Here is a 14376-nt window from a genome sequence, read left to right on the forward strand (position 1 = left end):
GCCGGAGTCTATGGCGAAAACGATCGCCGCAGGCCTCAACCCGGCCGAAGGCCCGCTGCCATTAGGTTGTTGCTCGTGTCCGGCGAACCTGCCCGCCGATGGGCGGTGTGTGTCTACTGCGCGTCGGGGCCCATGCACCCCGAACTGATCGCGCTGGCCGAACAGGTCGGCGCCGCGATCGCCGACCGGGGCTGGAGCCTGGTCTCCGGCGGCGGCAACGTCTCGGCGATGGGGGCGCTCGCCGTCGCCGCCAGGGCCCGCGGCGGCCACACGATCGGCGTCATCCCCAAGGCACTGGTGCACCGGGAGGTCGCCGACGTCGACGCCGACGAGCTCGTCGTCACCGACACCATGCGGGAACGCAAGCAGGTCATGGAGGGACGCGCGGACGCGTTCATCGCGTTGCCCGGCGGCATCGGCACCCTCGAGGAGTTCTTCGAAGCCTGGACTGCGGGCTATTTGGGTATGCATGACAAACCGGTGGTGCTGCTCGACCCGATCGGGCATTACGACGGTCTGTTGGCATGGCTGCACGGGCTTCTCGACGGCGGGTACGTGGCCCAGCAGGCACTGGACCGACTGGTCGTCGTGACCGACGTCGAGTCGGCGTTGGCGGCATGCTCGCCCGGGCGGTGACGACGGTCACTAGGGTGTGCGTCAAACGAACAGCTGAGAGGTCGAGGTATGACGGACGAGAAATCTGGCACCCGCAGCAGCGTCGGGCTGCTGGACATCGCGGCTCAGGTGCCGGGCCTGATCATGGATGTGCCGACGATCCTGCGCGGCGTGATCACCGGGTTCGGCGCGCGTCCGTCGGCCAAGACGTCGATCGGCAAGGTTTTCCAGGAGCGCGCCGAGCGCCACGCCGACAACGCGTTCCTCAAATTCGAGGATCGCGAGCTCACCTACCGCGAGGCGAACGAGACCGTCAACCGGTACGCGGCGGTGCTCGCCGCGCGGGGCGTCGGCAAGGGTGACGTCGTCGGCATCATGCTGCGCAACTCGCCGGAGCCGGTGATGCTGATGCTGGCCGCGGTCAAGTGCGGGGCGATCTCCGGGATGCTGAACTATCACCAGCGCGGCGACGTGCTGGCCCACAGCCTCGGGCTGCTGTCGGCCAAGGTCGTCATCGCCGATCCGGACTTCATCGAGCCCATCGAGGAGTCCGGCGCCGACACCGACGGCGTGGTGCCGCTCGACGAGTTCCAGCGCCTCGCCGAGACCGCGCCGACCGCCAATCCCGCCTCCGCCTCGGCCGTGCTCGCCAAGGACAAGGCGTTCTACATCTTCACGTCGGGCACCACCGGCATGCCGAAGGCCAGCGTGATGACCCACTACCGCTGGCTGCGGGCGCTGGCCGGCTTCGGCGGGATGGGCATGCGACTCAACAGCAGCGACACGCTCTACTGCTGCCTGCCGCTCTACCACAACAACGCGCTGACGGTCGCGCTGTCGTCGGTGCTCAGCTCGGGGGCCACGCTGGCGCTGGGCAAGTCGTTCTCGGCGTCGAAGTTCTGGGACGACGTCATCCGCTACGACGCGACCGCGTTCGTCTACATCGGCGAGATCTGCGCCTATCTGCTCAACCAGCCGGAGAAGGAGACCGACCGCAAGCACAAGGTGCGGGTGATCGGCGGCAACGGGCTGCGCCCGGCGATCTGGGACGACTTCACCGAACGCTTCGGCATCGACCGGGTCTGCGAGTTCTACGCCGCCAGTGAGGGCAACACCGCGTTCGTCAACTTCTTCAACCTCGACAAGACGACCGGTATCTGCCCGACGCCCGTCGCGTTCGTCGAGTACGACCCCGACAGCGGCGACCCGGTCCGCGACGACAACGGCCGCGTCAAGAAGGTCCCCAACGGCGAGCCCGGGCTGCTGCTGTCCAAGGTGAGCAACTTCCAGCCGTTCGACGGCTACACCGACGAGAAAGAGTCGGAGAAGAAGCTGGTCCGCGACGCGTTCAAGAAGGGCGACGTCTGGTTCAACACCGGCGACCTGATGCGCTCGCAGGGCTTCGGGCACGCCGCGTTCACCGACCGGCTCGGCGACACCTTCCGGTGGAAAGGCGAGAACGTCGCGACCACCGAGGTGGAGGCAGCCATCTCCGCCGACAGCCAGGTCGAGGAGTGCACGGTGTTCGGCGTCGAGGTCGAGGGCGCCGGCGGCCGGGCGGGCATGGCGGCGATCCAGCTCAAGGACGGCCAGGAGTTCGACGGCAAGGCGTTGGCCAAGGCCGCTTACGACAAGCTGCCGGGCTACGCGGTGCCGTTGTTCGTGCGGGTGGTCGAGGAACTGGCGCATACGTCGACGTTCAAGAGCCAGAAGGTGGACCTGCGCAAAGAGGGCTACGGCGGCAGCACCGGCGAAGGTGACGAGGACGTCGACGAGATCGAGGACCCGATCTACGTGCTGTCCGGCCGCGACGAGGGTTACGTCGAGTTCTACGACGACTACCCCGACGAGGTCGCCGCGGGAAAGAAGCCGAAAAACTAGCGATTTGTGGAGCCGCAGCGGCGGTGGGCGCCGCTGAAACTCCACAAATCGCACGCGCCGTAGCCTGGGAACGTGGAGTCGTTCTGCGGTCGGCCTGTAGCCGGTGACCGGTCGCTGATCATGGCGATCGTGAACCGCACGCCGGACTCGTTCTACGACCGCGGCGCGGCGTTCACCGACGATGCCGCCAAGGCGGCGGCGCACCGGGTGATCGCCGAGGGCGCCGACGTGGTCGATGTGGGCGGTGTCAAAGCCGGCCCCGGCGACGCCGTGGACGCCGAGGAGGAGATCGCGCGCGTCGTTCCGTTCGTCGAGTGGCTGCGCGGCGCCTATCCAGACCAGCTGATCAGCGTCGACACCTGGCGCTCGGAGGTCGCCAAGCGGGCGTGCGCGGCCGGCGCAGACCTGATCAACGACACGTGGGCCGGCCACGACCCCGCCTTACCCGAGGTCGCCGCCGAGTTCGGGGCGGGCCTGGTGTGCTCGCACACCGGGGGTGCGCAACCGCGTACGCGACCGTTCCGGGTCAACTACGGAATCTCCGAGCGCGGTGTCGTCGACGACGTGATCGCAGAAGTGACCGCGGGAGCGGAACGGGCGGTGGCGGCCGGGGTGGCGCGCGATGCGATCCTCATCGATCCGACCCACGATTTCGGCAAGAACACCCATCACGGGCTCAGTTTGTTGCGCCATGCGAAAGAGCTTGTAAACACTGGGTGGCCGGTCCTGATGGCGCTGAGCAACAAGGACTTCGTCGGGGAGACTCTGGGTGTGGGTTTGACCGAACGCCTGGAGGGCACCTTGGCGGCCACCGCGCTGGCGGCCGCTGACGGGGCCGCGATGTTCCGGGTGCACGAGGTCGCACCGACTCGACGCGTGCTGGAGATGGTCGCGTCGATCCAGGGCGGACGGCCGCCGACGCGCACGGTGAGGGGACTGGCATGACTGTGCTTTCAGAGCGGACACCGCCGCTGCCGGACACGGACAGCCGCACCGAACGGTGGCTGAGCGACCACAGCTGGAACCGTCCGACGTGGACGGTCGCCGAGCTGGAAGCCGCCAAACGTGGCCGCACCATCTCGGTCGTCCTGCCCGCGCTCAACGAGGAGGAGACGGTCGGCAGCGTCGTCGAGACCATCGCGCCGCTGCTCGGCGGCCTGGTCGACGAGCTGATCGTGCTGGACTCGGGCTCGACTGACGACACCGAGATCCGCGCGGTCGCCGCCGGCGCCCGGGTGGTCAGCCGCGAGATCGCGCTGCCCGAGGTCGCGCCGCAGCCCGGCAAGGGCGAGGTGCTGTGGCGCTCGCTGGCGGCCACGACCGGCGACATCGTGGTGTTCGTCGACTCCGATCTGATCGACCCCGACCCGATGTTCGTGCCGAAGCTGGTCGGACCGCTGCTGACCACCGCCGGGGTACACCTGGTCAAGGGCTTCTACCGCAGGCCGCTGAAGATCAGCGGCAGCGAGGACGCCACCGGCGGCGGCCGCGTCACCGAACTGGTCGCCCGGCCGTTGCTCGCCTCGCTGCGGCCCGAGCTCAGCTGCATCCTGCAACCGCTGGGCGGTGAGTACGCCGGGACCCGGGAACTGTTGACGGCCGTGCCGTTCGCGCCCGGCTACGGCGTGGAGATCGGTCTGCTCATCGACGCTTACGACCGTCTCGGGCTGGACGCGATCGCCCAGGTCAACCTCGGTGTGCGCACGCACCGCAACCGGCCGTTGACCGAATTGGCCTCGATGAGCAGGCAGGTCATCGCGACGCTGCTCTCGCGCTGTGGGGTGCCCGACAGCGGCGTGGGGCTGACGCAGTTCTTCGCCGACGGCGACGACTACACGCCGCGGACGTCGCCGGTGTCGCTCGCCGACCGCCCGCCGATGGTGACCTTGCGCCCGATGTCGGCGCGCTGAGGCAGTATCGACGGTGTGAGCCTGGTTCTGCTGTATCTGGTCGTCCTGGTCCTGATCGCCGTCGTGCTGTTCGCCGTGGGCAGCGCGCTGTTCGGCCGCGGGGAACCGCTGCCGCCGCTGCCCCGGGAGACCACCGCGACGGTGCTGCCCGCCTCCGGTGTGACGGGTGCCGACGTCGACGCGGTCAAGTTCAGCCAGACGCTGCGCGGCTACAAGACCAGCGAGGTGGACTGGGTGCTGGACCGGTTGGGCCAGGAGCTAGACCAACTTCGGGGTCAACTCGCCACGCTGCGCGCGGCGCACGGCATCCACGACGACGAGCCGATTGCAGGCGGCGCGCACGCGTTACCGGCGGAGAGCGGCGAGCAGCCGTGAGTGGCGCCGTGGAATCCGACGGTCGGGTCCGCTGCGCTTGGATCGACGAATCACGTTTGGCGCCCGCGGATTTCGTGCTCTACCGCGACTATCACGACACCGAGTGGGGCCGGCCGCTGCGCGACTCAACTGCGCTGTTCGAACGCGTCAGCCTCGAAGCGTTCCAGAGCGGGCTGTCGTGGTTGGTGATCCTGCGCAAGCGGGAGAATTTCCGGCGCGCCTTTGACGGCTTCGACGTCGAGCGGGTCGCCCGCTACACCGAGCGCGACGTGACCCGATTGATGGCCGACGCGGGGATCGTGCGCAACCGCGCGAAGATCGAGGCCACCGTCGCCAACGCGCAGGCGACTGCCGACCTCGCGGACTCGGGGGTGGGGCTTGCCGAGTTGTTGTGGTCCTTTGCGCCGCCGCCGCGGGCGAGACCCGTCGGCTTCGCCGACGTGCCGGCGTCCAGCCCGGAGTCGACCGCGATGGCCAAGGAACTCAAGCGTCGGGGCTTCCGGTTCGTCGGGCCGACGACCGCCTACGCGTTGATGCAGGCGACCGGAATGGTCGACGACCACACCGCCGACTGTTGGGTGCCTCGAGCGTGAACGACTCGAAGAGCATGACCGCAGTGGCTGACACGGGAGTCCTGGTAGCGGCGATCCGTGCCCGCGAATCCAGTCGCGAAGCGCCCCTCTTCGTCGACCCGTTCGCGGGCAGGCTCGCAGGCGAGGCAGGCATGACCATGCTGGCGCAGATGGTCGCCGAGGCCGGAGAACAGTCGACGCTGCAGATCGTGGTCCGTACCCGATTCTTCGACGAGGCGTTGCTGCATGCTGCGCCGACGGTCGCCCAGGTGGTCCTGGTCGCGGCGGGTCTCGACGCCAGGAGCTACCGACTCGAGTGGCCTTCCGGCACGACGGTGTACGAGCTCGACCAGTCCGCGGTGATCGCCGCCAAAGACCAGAAGCTGGCCGGAGAGCATCCGCGGGCCCGTCGCGTGGCGATCGGCACCGACCTCGCCCGTGACTGGACGTCCGCGCTGAGGTCAGCAGGACACGACGCGGCGAGTCCGACGATCTGGTTGATCGAGGGCTTGCTGCAGTACCTCGACGAACCCACGGTTCGAGCCCTGTTCAGCGGCGTCGATGCGCTGTCGGCACCTGGGTCGGTGCTCCTGTACGACGTCGTGGGAAAGGCGCTGCTGGAATCCGCTGCCTTGGCGGGTGTGCGGGAAGCGATGGCCGAGCGTGGATCGCCGTGGCTGTTCGGAACCGATTCGCCCGGCGAGCTGGCTGAGCGCAACGGCTGGGAAGCCGTCGTCACCGACATCGCCGAACCGGGGTACACGTGGGGCCGATGGCCCGCACCGCCCGCGCCGCGGGATGCCGAAGGCGTGCCGCGCGGCTACTTCGTCGAAGCGGTCAAGCGTGCCGGTTCTGCACCCGAGCAGGCATCGCCCGGGCGGCCATAGCCGGGTCTTTGCACACCGAACCGCGCCGATAGGGAACAATAGGGTCAGTTCAGTAGCAGTTCAGTGCCGGGAGCTGTCTTACGGTTGGGCAGTCTCGGCCCGACCGAGCCCGTGAGCGGGCCGGCTCATGTGGAGGGAGCACTCGATGGCGGCGATGAAGCCCCGGACCGGCGACGGTCCACTGGAAGCAACCAAGGAGGGGCGCGGCATCGTGATGCGGGTACCACTGGAAGGCGGCGGGCGACTGGTCGTCGAGCTCACTCCGGACGAAGCCGCCGCGCTCGGCGACGAGCTGAAGAACGTCACCAGCTAGCTTCTGACCTTGCGGTAGATCTCCAGCGTCTGCTCGGCGATGTGTGCCCAGGAGAACTCCTGGATGCAGCGCTGCCGCCCCGCCTGGCCGTACTGCCGGGCCTTCTCCGGATCGGCGACCAGCTCGTTGACGGTCTCGGCCAACCGGCTCTCATAGGCGCGCGGATCCTGCGCGTCGTAATGCACCAGCCGCCCGGTGCGCCCGTCGGCCACCACCTCGGGGATTCCGCCGACATCGGAGGCGACCACCGCCGTCGCGCACGCCATCGCCTCCAGATTCACGATGCCCAGCGGCTCGTAGACCGATGGGCAGACGAAAACCGTTGCAGCCGACAGTATTTCGCGGATCTTGACGATAGAGAGCATCTCCCGGACCCAGTGCACGCCGGTGCGTGAACGCGACAGCTGTTGCACAGCCTCGGTCACCTCGGCAGCGATCTCCGGGGTGTCGGGGGCTCCTGCACACAGCACCAGCTGGATCTCCGGGGCGAATTGATGCGCCGCCGCGACCAGATGCGCGACGCCCTTCTGCCTGGTGATCCGCCCGACGAACGCGACGATCGGACGCGAGTGGTCGACGCCGAGCTCGGCCAGCACCGACTCGCCCGGCTCGGGCGGCGCCGGATACCAGACGTCGGTGTCGATCCCGTTGCGCACCACGTGGACCCGGTTCGGATCCAGTGCCGGATAGGTGCGCAGCACGTCGTCGCGCATACCGGAGCTGACCGCGATGACCGCGTCGGCGCCCTCGACTGCCGTCTTCTCCACCCACGACGACACCCGGTAGCCGCCGCCGAGCTGCTCGGCCTTCCACGGCCGCATCGGCTCCAGCGAATGGGCGGTCAGCACGTGCGGGACGTCGTAGAGCAGTCCGGCCAGGTGGCCGGCCAGGCCGGTGTACCAGGTGTGTGAATGCACGACATCGGCGTGGGCAGCCGCGTTGACCATGTTCAAGTCCGCGGAAAGCATCGACAGTGCGGCATTGGCGCCGAGCAGCGCCGGGTCGGGGTGTGCCACGACCGCGTCGGTCCTCGGCGCGCCCATGCAGTGCACTTCCACCTCACACAGGTGGCGCAGCTGAGCGACCAATTCGGTGACGTGCACGCCGGCCCCGCCGTAAACCTCGGGTGGATACTCCCGAGTCATCATCGCCACCCGCATGGTTGTAGACGATAGTTACGGCCGCAAGCCGCCGCAGGCGCGCCAATGCCTAGCCCCGGACAGAACCGGCGGATAGGTTTGAGGCATGAGGGAATTGCCACACGTGCTCGGCATCGTCCTGGCCGGCGGTGAGGGCAAGCGGCTCTACCCGTTGACCGCGGATCGGGCCAAGCCTGCGGTTCCCTTCGGCGGGGCCTACCGGCTCATCGACTTCGTGCTGTCGAATCTGGTGAACGCAAGGTATCTGCGGATCTGCGTGCTGACCCAGTACAAGTCGCACTCGCTCGACCGTCACATCTCGCAGAACTGGCGGCTTTCTGGCCTTGCGGGCGAATACATCACGCCCGTGCCGGCCCAACAGCGCCTCGGGCCCCGCTGGTACACCGGCTCGGCGGATGCGATCTACCAGTCGCTGAACCTCATCTACGACGAGGATCCGGATTACATCGTCGTGTTCGGCGCCGACCACGTCTACCGCATGGACCCCGAGCAGATGGTCCAGTTCCACATCGAGAGCGGCGCGGGAGCGACGGTCGCGGGCATCCGGGTGCCGCGCGCCGAGGCCACGGCGTTCGGCTGTATCGACGCCGACGAGTCGGGGCGCATCCGCGGCTTCATCGAGAAGCCCGCCGACCCGCCGGGCACGCCCGACGACCCCGAGCAGACGTTCGTGTCGATGGGCAACTACATCTTCACCACCAAGGTGCTCATCGACGCGATTCGGGCCGACGCCGACGACGACCATTCCGACCACGACATGGGTGGCGACATCATTCCGCGTCTCGTCGCCGACGGCATGGCGGCGGTGTACGACTTCAGCAACAACGAGGTGCCCGGGGCCACCGAGCGCGATCACGGCTACTGGCGCGACGTCGGGACCCTCGACGCGTTCTATGACGCACACATGGACCTGGTGTCTGTGCACCCGGTGTTCAACCTCTACAACAAGCGTTGGCCGATCCGCGGCGAGTCGGAGATGCTGGCGCCGGCCAAGTTCGTCAACGGCGGCTCGGCGCAGGAGTCGGTGGTGGGTGCGGGCAGCATCATTTCGGCGGCGTCCGTGCGCAATTCGGTGTTGTCGTCGAACGTCGTCGTCGACGACGGCGCGATCGTCGAGGGCAGCGTGATCATGCCCGGCACCCGCATCGGCCGCGGCGCGGTGGTGCGCCACGCGATCCTGGACAAGAACGTCGTCGTCGGGCCGGGCGAAATGGTCGGGGTCGACCTCGACAAGGACCGGGAACGGTTCGCGATCAGCGCAGGGGGAGTGGTCGCAGTAGGTAAGGGCGTCTGGATCTAGCTGCGCGGGCTGCCGCGCGCTCGGGTGCCGCGAAATAGCATTCCTGGTCGTGATTTGACCGCGATCACAACCCTGACTTCTCGTTCGCGACGGCTCGGCGACGGCGGCGCCGGCGCATGAGTCGCACTGCCGCCCAGATCAATACGACCGCCGCCACCAGGACGAGCGCCGGCAGCAGGATCGCGAGAAACACCAGGCTGATGCTGACGCCGTCCTCGATCGTGCTCAGCACCGGTGCCGCCACACCGGCGGTCGCGACGTTGGCAGCGGGGCGCACCGTCGATTTGGTGAGCGACACGACGAGCGCGACCACGACACCGATCGCCACGGGAATCCACTGCCCGGACTGTGCGAACGCGCCGGGGTCACTGACGGCCGACGTCTGCGCCGCGGTGCCCGATCCGAACACGATGCCACCGGCCGTCGGCCGCACGAAAGTCTGGACAGCGTCGTTGACGCTGTCCAGGGCGGGCACCTTGTCGGCGACGATCTCTACCGCGAGCAGGACCGCGACGATCGCCATCACCCAGCCGTTCTCCAGCCAAGCCCAGCCGGCGGGCAAGGCGACGAGGTCGGTGAACCGGGACAGCAGCCCGAGCGCCAGCAACGGGATGTAGGCGTTCAGACCCGCCGCGGTCGCCAGCCCGAAGCCGGTGAGCAGTTCCATGGGATCAGTATGCGGCGGGCTCGGTGCAATCAGGCGGCGTCGCGCCAGGCCAACTCGTCGGCGAAGGCGATCTCGATGCAGCTCGACTGCGATCGTGGGGAGCCGGGAAGCGGCGGCGCCTTCGATCGATGGCGGGCACCCGTCGGCGTGCGCACTTCGGAGGTATGGATGCCGTCGTCGCTGCGACGGGTGATGACCCGCCAGCCAGGGGCCTCTTTGGCGTAGTTGCAGGCTTCGCATGTGCCGACACCGTTGAGCTCGTTGGTTGGACCGCCTGCACCGTGTGCAGTGGCGTGGTCGGTGTGTCGGATCGGGGCATCGCAGTAAGGCGTGCGGCAGGTGTCGTCTCGCAGGACGATGAACTTCGCGAGCGCCTTCGGGAAGAGCCGAGCCCGCGACTCCATCGCGACGAGTGCACCTGACGACGGGTGCCGGTAGAGCCGGCGCAGCGTGGCTTTGGAGCGGTTGTCCGCGATCGCGCGGCTGGCCAACCGGCGAGCGATCGCGGCCGGGATCGGCCCGTAACCGGGAACCCGCGCCGTAGTCTTGTCGCCGCCGAGCAAGGATTCGTCGGTGATGACGAGGTCGACTGCGACGGGCACCGGTACATCGGCCGGTAGGCCGTTGACGCGTTCGACGAGGGTGTCGGCCATCACCTGACCGCGACCGCGGTCGTCGAACGTCGTGTCGGCAGCCCGCTTCAGTGCCATCAAGTTGATGCACTAATTCGTGCCGGAAGGATTCCATCATCATGACTGAAGACATGTTCGACGCACACAGGGCGCGAGTGCAGCGCGCGACCAGCTCGACTGAGAAGGCCGCGGCGCTGGTCGCGTACGTGTGCATGCACGCCCGGTTCCGGGGCGTCGACGACGACGAGGCCGAGGCGATCGGGATGCGCGATCTCCCCGCCGCCGAACTCGCCGACATTCGCGGCGCGCTGACCCTCATGTGGAGCGTCCAGACGGGCGGCGCGCCCGCACCTGACGGCAATGTGTGGTCCCTGGCCTGCCAGGTGGCCGCCAACTCGGACTTCGACGAGGCCATGTGGCGTCGCACCGCCGACGCAGCGGCGACCCGACAGCGCGCCTCGGAGGCCCAGCGCCCCGAAGACGACCCCGGCTGGCTCTGACCATGCCGCGTCCACAGGGTGCGCCATTCACCAATTCGTAGTGTCTGGCTTTCCGCAATTTCTGCAATGGCCACTGTTGTTGTAGACGTGGTTACCTTGCAGGCAGTCGGGGCCGGGCTTGGGCTTCCACTCACCGTGAACGCCGCCCTTACGGGCACCGCACTTTCGGCACACCTCCGTTCCCTGAGAACTCCACGCGTCGGAGTGGGAACACTCTCTGACTGCAGGATTTCCGGCAGTCTTGCTCCGTCCGAGCCCAAACCACCACGCCATATGGTGCCCCCCGTTTCGCCTCCGACCTGATGGCCGGAAAAGTGTGGGACAACTCTAGAACGTGGCACGTCTCGGCATTATGGACTTCACCGTGATGAACTCGCAGATGCCGACATGACCCGCCAGGTTACGACCCGCCGACCCACACGGCGCTGCCCGCGATCTCCTGAGCGACCGACGTGGAGTGCACCCACGAACCGAACCTGTGCGCACCCGACTGCGGGTCGATCAAACTCGCCGACTGCAGCGGACTTTGGAAGACGCGGAATGCCGACGGGGCGAAGACGGTCAGCATGTCGGCCGACGCCGCCGTCGTCGCGTACAGCCGCGCACCGTTGAACCGCACCGCATAGCTGCCCAGATCGGCGGCGTTGCCGGGGGTGACGGCGGTCAGCTCTGCCAGATCGGCTGGGGTGCCGACCACCACCACATCGGTCTCGGCGACGTAGCAGGTGGCCGCCACCAACAGGATCGCTTCGCGCACGCTGGCCTCGATCTCTCCCGCCGACACTCCCAGGGAGTTCAGCGCGCCCGCCGCCTCCACCGCGTCGACGGCCACCGCATCCAGATCCCGGGCGATTCCCCAGCTGTGCATCCTGTTCAGCCCGATCAGGTCGTCGACGACGTTCGCCAACGCGCTCACATCGGACCAGCGGCCGTAACGCAGCGCGGTCAGATTGACCGGATCGACGGCGTCGTATTCGGGATGGTCGGCGGTCTCGCCCGCACCCGCCGTCGCGGTCGGGCCAGTGAAATGGGGAACCTGCGCGGTGCGACCGGTCAACTCCGACACCGGGATACCGCTGAACGCGATCAGGTGTCGTGGTTCATTCGGGGCGGCGGTCGCCCACGCACCAGCCGATCCCAGATCGGATGCCGCCGTCACTCGCGCACGGGTTTCGACCGCGCCGAACGGGCGGCCCTCTCGCAACGCCTCGGCGTGGGCGTGGAGGTTGGCCTCGCTCACCAATAGCGTCGGCTGCCACGGTGCGGAGCGGGTCTCGACGGCCTCGGCCACTGCCCGCGCGACCTTCTCGGACTGCTCGGCATTGCGGGACCTCAACGCCATCGCATCACGCAGCGCCCCGAGCTCGTGGCGGTCGTCGGCGGTCAGATCAGCCTCGCGGCTAGTCATGTCGCGATTCTCGGCCTCGCAACGTTGCACGCGATCCTCGACGCGGGCGCGGGCGAACGCGACGCGTTCCTCCAGCTGGTCGAGCGGAAGTTCCGCCAGTGCATCAATATCGGTTTTCATCGCTTCATCCTTTTACTGTTCGGCTACGACGCCAGGGGCGCGCTCGCAGCGCGCAAGGTCCTCAAGGAGCATTGGCCCTCACGGCCAGCGGACGCCACAACTGGCATCGGCCCACCGGGCTCTCCCGGGAACGGTGATCGCAACGGCGTCACCGGATACCGGACAACGGCCCGGCGACTTCCAGTGTCGCACGGAATTGGAATATTAACGGCGACAATTGCTTAGCCGTAACGCTAAGCGAGAATGTTATCCGTAACGCCTACAATGGATTTCATGGCCGAGGTGTGGTGGACGCAGTGTCGCGGCTGTCGCCGCGCGTTCCCCATGGCGCGCAGCGACGCGACCTACTGCTCAAGCCCTTGCCGTCAGAAGGCGTACCGGCGACGCAAGCGTGCGACGATGGACACGACCCCGCCGGGGCGGGGGAATACGCGCCGTCCGCTGTCGGTGAACGCACGGGCGAGCGGGAGGCCTGCCCCGGCGGGTCTTACTTGATAGCCGAATCTTGTTGGCACACAACACATCTCATAGTTTGCTGTAGCGAATAAACCGCCAGCTCAGCGCCTATGCGGCGGTTCGCTCGGCGGCATGTCAAAACGGCGGTAGATAGATCGCTCGGCGACAGGTGTTATGTGGAAGCCAGCTAATAAAAAACGCACCAAACCGCAGGTCAGAGCGATCCCAGCAAACATCGATGTGTGCATTGGCAACAACCACCGAAACACACTGGCGCACAGTCGAATTCAGCTGCCGAAACACACTGGGGCGCAGTCGGATTCATCAGTCGAAGAACTCCAGCGCCTTGGGCCGCGGTCGGCGCACCGGCTTGAGTGCGGCGATGCGGCCTCGCCGCTTATGTCCACCGGCGGTCCAGCTGCACCGTGCATGCTCCGGCCCAGCGTAGACGGCGAAGCGTTTGGCGTGCATCGTGTCTGCGTGTCCGAGGTGCCACGGTTCGGCCGGATCGATGTAGCTCCCGCATCGCCAGCAGCGGACACCGCCGCGGTTGACGATCTCGGCAACACGCCGCCGTTCGCGCTGGTGTGCGCTGCCGTATCCCAGACGAGTAGTGCGCCCGCGGCCTGTCATTCGTAGACCTGCGCCCATGCGGCGAACACGTCCTCGATGGCCTTGCCCGCCTGGTCGGCCTCGGCCACCGCGCAGGCCAGTTCGCTCAGCGATCGCGGCGTGAGTCCGCGCACGACGATGGCCCCGTACGGCGGATCGCCTCGCGCGAACAGCACTTCGATGTAGGGCGGATGGCTCATGGGTTCACCTCTTGTCATCTTCTCACCGGGTCGACGAACCTCCCGGCCACGACGCCGACCGGCCGCCGGGATTTGGGCAGGGACGCCACCCAGCGACGGCACGCGCCCAGCGCCGGGCAGGCGTCGCGGCAGAGGCGCTCTGCGGCGATGCGATCGGCGGTCGTCTCACCATCGAACAGATCGTGCCGACCTCGGCACGCGGCACCGGGAAGCGCGGGCACGCCCCCGAGGCAGGCGAACAGGTCGGTGATCGTGCCCGTGCCGACGTACCGCCGCGTCACCGGCGCCAGCTCCCACCTCTGCCGACCTCTGCTGACCTCTGCCCGCAGAGGTGCCGTTCAACCGGCCCCCACCTCTGCCCACTTCTTCTCGCCTTTAGGATTGCGCTGGCGCACTGTCGGCGCACTGCCGCGCACTGGCGCACTGGGGTCATTCGGGGGCATCCCACAGGGCACGGGGGTAGGCGGCCCAATGCAGACCCGGCCGCCCCGTCGTCGAGGGCGACGCTTTGTGTTTGCTTGCCACGGAGGGCATTGCGGCCCAAGGGTGCCCAAGGGGTGACAGGGGTGAACGGTTCACCCCTGCCCCGCGAAAGGGGTGCACAATCCCTTTGAGGGGTCATAATATTTTCTTCCTTTCCTGGTCTTTTGAGGGCACCCTTAGTTCGCCTATCCGCGGGCAGGGGTGAATGCCGTTCACCCCTTCACCCCTTAGATCGACGGTCTCGGCGGGCGATCATTGTGTTTGCTCGTCGTCATCGAGAAGGGT

The 14376-nt window shown here is 67.7% G+C and carries 16 protein-coding genes and 1 pseudogene; 10 read left to right on the plus strand and 7 right to left on the minus strand.

The window, feature by feature from the left end:
• Positions 1–75: 75 nt before the first annotated feature.
• The 8 genes from A5663_RS11920 to A5663_RS11955 all read left to right on the plus strand — a co-directional run bounded on the left by A5663_RS11920 (position 76) and on the right by A5663_RS11955 (position 6553).
• Complete coding sequence (locus A5663_RS11920) at positions 76–636, plus strand: TIGR00730 family Rossman fold protein (RefSeq protein WP_068148620.1); 561 nt, start codon at positions 76–78, stop codon at positions 634–636.
• Positions 637–684: 48 nt separating this feature from the next.
• Entirely contained in the window at positions 685–2496 is a 1812-nt protein-coding gene (gene fadD6 / locus A5663_RS11925) for a long-chain-acyl-CoA synthetase FadD6 (protein WP_068148624.1), read from the plus strand.
• A 120-nt stretch (positions 2497–2616) separates the two neighbouring features.
• A complete protein-coding gene (gene folP / locus A5663_RS11930) occupies positions 2617–3441 on the plus strand; it encodes a dihydropteroate synthase (protein WP_068148669.1) in 825 nt (274 codons plus the stop codon).
• Complete coding sequence (locus A5663_RS11935; RefSeq protein WP_068148627.1) at positions 3438–4406, plus strand: glucosyl-3-phosphoglycerate synthase; 969 nt, start codon at positions 3438–3440, stop codon at positions 4404–4406. The genes folP and A5663_RS11935 overlap by 4 nt, the downstream gene beginning before the upstream one ends.
• Before the next feature lie 15 nt (positions 4407–4421).
• On the plus strand, positions 4422–4781 hold the full coding sequence (locus A5663_RS11940; RefSeq protein WP_068148629.1) for a DivIVA domain-containing protein: 360 nt from the start codon (positions 4422–4424) through the stop codon (positions 4779–4781).
• A complete protein-coding gene (locus A5663_RS11945) occupies positions 4778–5374 on the plus strand; it encodes a DNA-3-methyladenine glycosylase I (RefSeq protein WP_369816625.1) in 597 nt (198 codons plus the stop codon). Before A5663_RS11940 ends, A5663_RS11945 begins: the two co-directional genes overlap by 4 nt.
• A gap of 14 nt (positions 5375–5388) precedes the next feature.
• Positions 5389–6240, plus strand: a complete 852-nt coding sequence (locus A5663_RS11950; RefSeq protein ID WP_068148673.1) for an SAM-dependent methyltransferase — start codon at positions 5389–5391, stop codon at positions 6238–6240.
• A gap of 145 nt (positions 6241–6385) precedes the next feature.
• Entirely contained in the window at positions 6386–6553 is a 168-nt protein-coding gene (locus tag A5663_RS11955) for a DUF3117 domain-containing protein (RefSeq protein WP_005059648.1), read from the plus strand.
• Here A5663_RS11955 and glgA read toward each other — a convergent pair.
• The gene (gene glgA, locus A5663_RS11960; RefSeq protein WP_068148635.1) at positions 6550–7713 is read right to left on the minus strand and encodes a glycogen synthase; all 1164 of its coding nucleotides are present in this window, start codon (positions 7711–7713) and stop codon (positions 6550–6552) included. The two genes, A5663_RS11955 and glgA, sit on opposite strands and share 4 nt — an antisense overlap.
• A gap of 85 nt (positions 7714–7798) precedes the next feature.
• Here glgA and glgC point away from each other — a divergent pair, with 85 nt between their 5' ends.
• On the plus strand, positions 7799–9013 hold the full coding sequence (gene glgC / locus A5663_RS11965; protein ID WP_068148639.1) for a glucose-1-phosphate adenylyltransferase: 1215 nt from the start codon (positions 7799–7801) through the stop codon (positions 9011–9013).
• Between the two features lie 64 nt (positions 9014–9077).
• On the opposite strand, the gene A5663_RS11970 is transcribed toward glgC, so the two are convergent.
• Together A5663_RS11970 and A5663_RS11975 are read right to left on the minus strand one after the other, a co-directional pair.
• The gene (locus A5663_RS11970; protein ID WP_068148643.1) at positions 9078–9680 is read right to left on the minus strand and encodes a DUF4126 domain-containing protein; all 603 of its coding nucleotides are present in this window, start codon (positions 9678–9680) and stop codon (positions 9078–9080) included.
• Between the two features lie 29 nt (positions 9681–9709).
• Positions 9710–10387: pseudogene (locus tag A5663_RS11975) on the minus strand (HNH endonuclease); the annotation flags it as partial.
• Between the two features lie 44 nt (positions 10388–10431).
• On the opposite strand from A5663_RS11975, the gene A5663_RS11980 reads away from it, so the two are divergent.
• Positions 10432–10812, plus strand: a complete 381-nt coding sequence (locus tag A5663_RS11980) for a hypothetical protein (protein WP_068148645.1) — start codon at positions 10432–10434, stop codon at positions 10810–10812.
• Between the two features lie 400 nt (positions 10813–11212).
• Here A5663_RS11980 and A5663_RS11985 read toward each other — a convergent pair whose 3' ends face one another.
• The 4 genes from A5663_RS11985 to A5663_RS12000 form a co-directional block, all read right to left on the minus strand.
• On the minus strand, positions 11213–12340 hold the full coding sequence (locus A5663_RS11985) for a hypothetical protein (RefSeq protein WP_068148648.1): 1128 nt from the start codon (positions 12338–12340) through the stop codon (positions 11213–11215).
• A 780-nt stretch (positions 12341–13120) separates the two neighbouring features.
• Complete coding sequence (locus A5663_RS11990; RefSeq protein ID WP_068148652.1) at positions 13121–13429, minus strand: hypothetical protein; 309 nt, start codon at positions 13427–13429, stop codon at positions 13121–13123.
• The gene (locus tag A5663_RS11995) at positions 13426–13608 is read right to left on the minus strand and encodes a hypothetical protein (RefSeq protein WP_068148655.1); all 183 of its coding nucleotides are present in this window, start codon (positions 13606–13608) and stop codon (positions 13426–13428) included. Before A5663_RS11995 ends, A5663_RS11990 begins: the two co-directional genes overlap by 4 nt.
• Positions 13609–13622: 14 nt before the next feature.
• The gene (locus A5663_RS12000) at positions 13623–13889 is read right to left on the minus strand and encodes a hypothetical protein (protein ID WP_369816626.1); all 267 of its coding nucleotides are present in this window, start codon (positions 13887–13889) and stop codon (positions 13623–13625) included.
• Positions 13890–14376 lie beyond the last annotated feature (487 nt).

The organism is Mycobacterium sp. E740 (assembly GCF_001672895.1).
GTDB lineage: Bacteria > Actinomycetota > Actinomycetes > Mycobacteriales > Mycobacteriaceae > Mycobacterium.

Bases quoted from the DNA above. Each gene is read 5' to 3' on its own strand.
- fadD6 (WP_068148624.1), top strand. From the start codon at position 685: ATGACGGACGAGAAATCTGGCACCCGCAGCAGCGTCGGGCTGCTGGAC.
- folP (WP_068148669.1), top strand. From the start codon at position 2,617: ATGGCGATCGTGAACCGCACGCCGGACTCGTTCTACGACCGCGGCGCG.
- A5663_RS11935 (WP_068148627.1), top strand. From the start codon at position 3,438: ATGACTGTGCTTTCAGAGCGGACACCGCCGCTGCCGGACACGGACAGC.
- A5663_RS11950 (WP_068148673.1), top strand. From the start codon at position 5,389: ATGACCGCAGTGGCTGACACGGGAGTCCTGGTAGCGGCGATCCGTGCC.
- A5663_RS11955 (WP_005059648.1), top strand. From the start codon at position 6,386: ATGGCGGCGATGAAGCCCCGGACCGGCGACGGTCCACTGGAAGCAACC.
- glgA (WP_068148635.1), bottom strand. From the start codon at position 7,713: ATGCGGGTGGCGATGATGACTCGGGAGTATCCACCCGAGGTTTACGGC.
- glgC (WP_068148639.1), top strand. From the start codon at position 7,799: ATGAGGGAATTGCCACACGTGCTCGGCATCGTCCTGGCCGGCGGTGAG.
- A5663_RS11970 (WP_068148643.1), bottom strand. From the start codon at position 9,680: ATGGAACTGCTCACCGGCTTCGGGCTGGCGACCGCGGCGGGTCTGAAC.
- A5663_RS11980 (WP_068148645.1), top strand. From the start codon at position 10,432: ATGACTGAAGACATGTTCGACGCACACAGGGCGCGAGTGCAGCGCGCG.
- A5663_RS11985 (WP_068148648.1), bottom strand. From the start codon at position 12,340: ATGAAAACCGATATTGATGCACTGGCGGAACTTCCGCTCGACCAGCTG.
- A5663_RS11990 (WP_068148652.1), bottom strand. From the start codon at position 13,429: ATGACAGGCCGCGGGCGCACTACTCGTCTGGGATACGGCAGCGCACAC.
- A5663_RS11995 (WP_068148655.1), bottom strand. From the start codon at position 13,608: ATGAGCCATCCGCCCTACATCGAAGTGCTGTTCGCGCGAGGCGATCCG.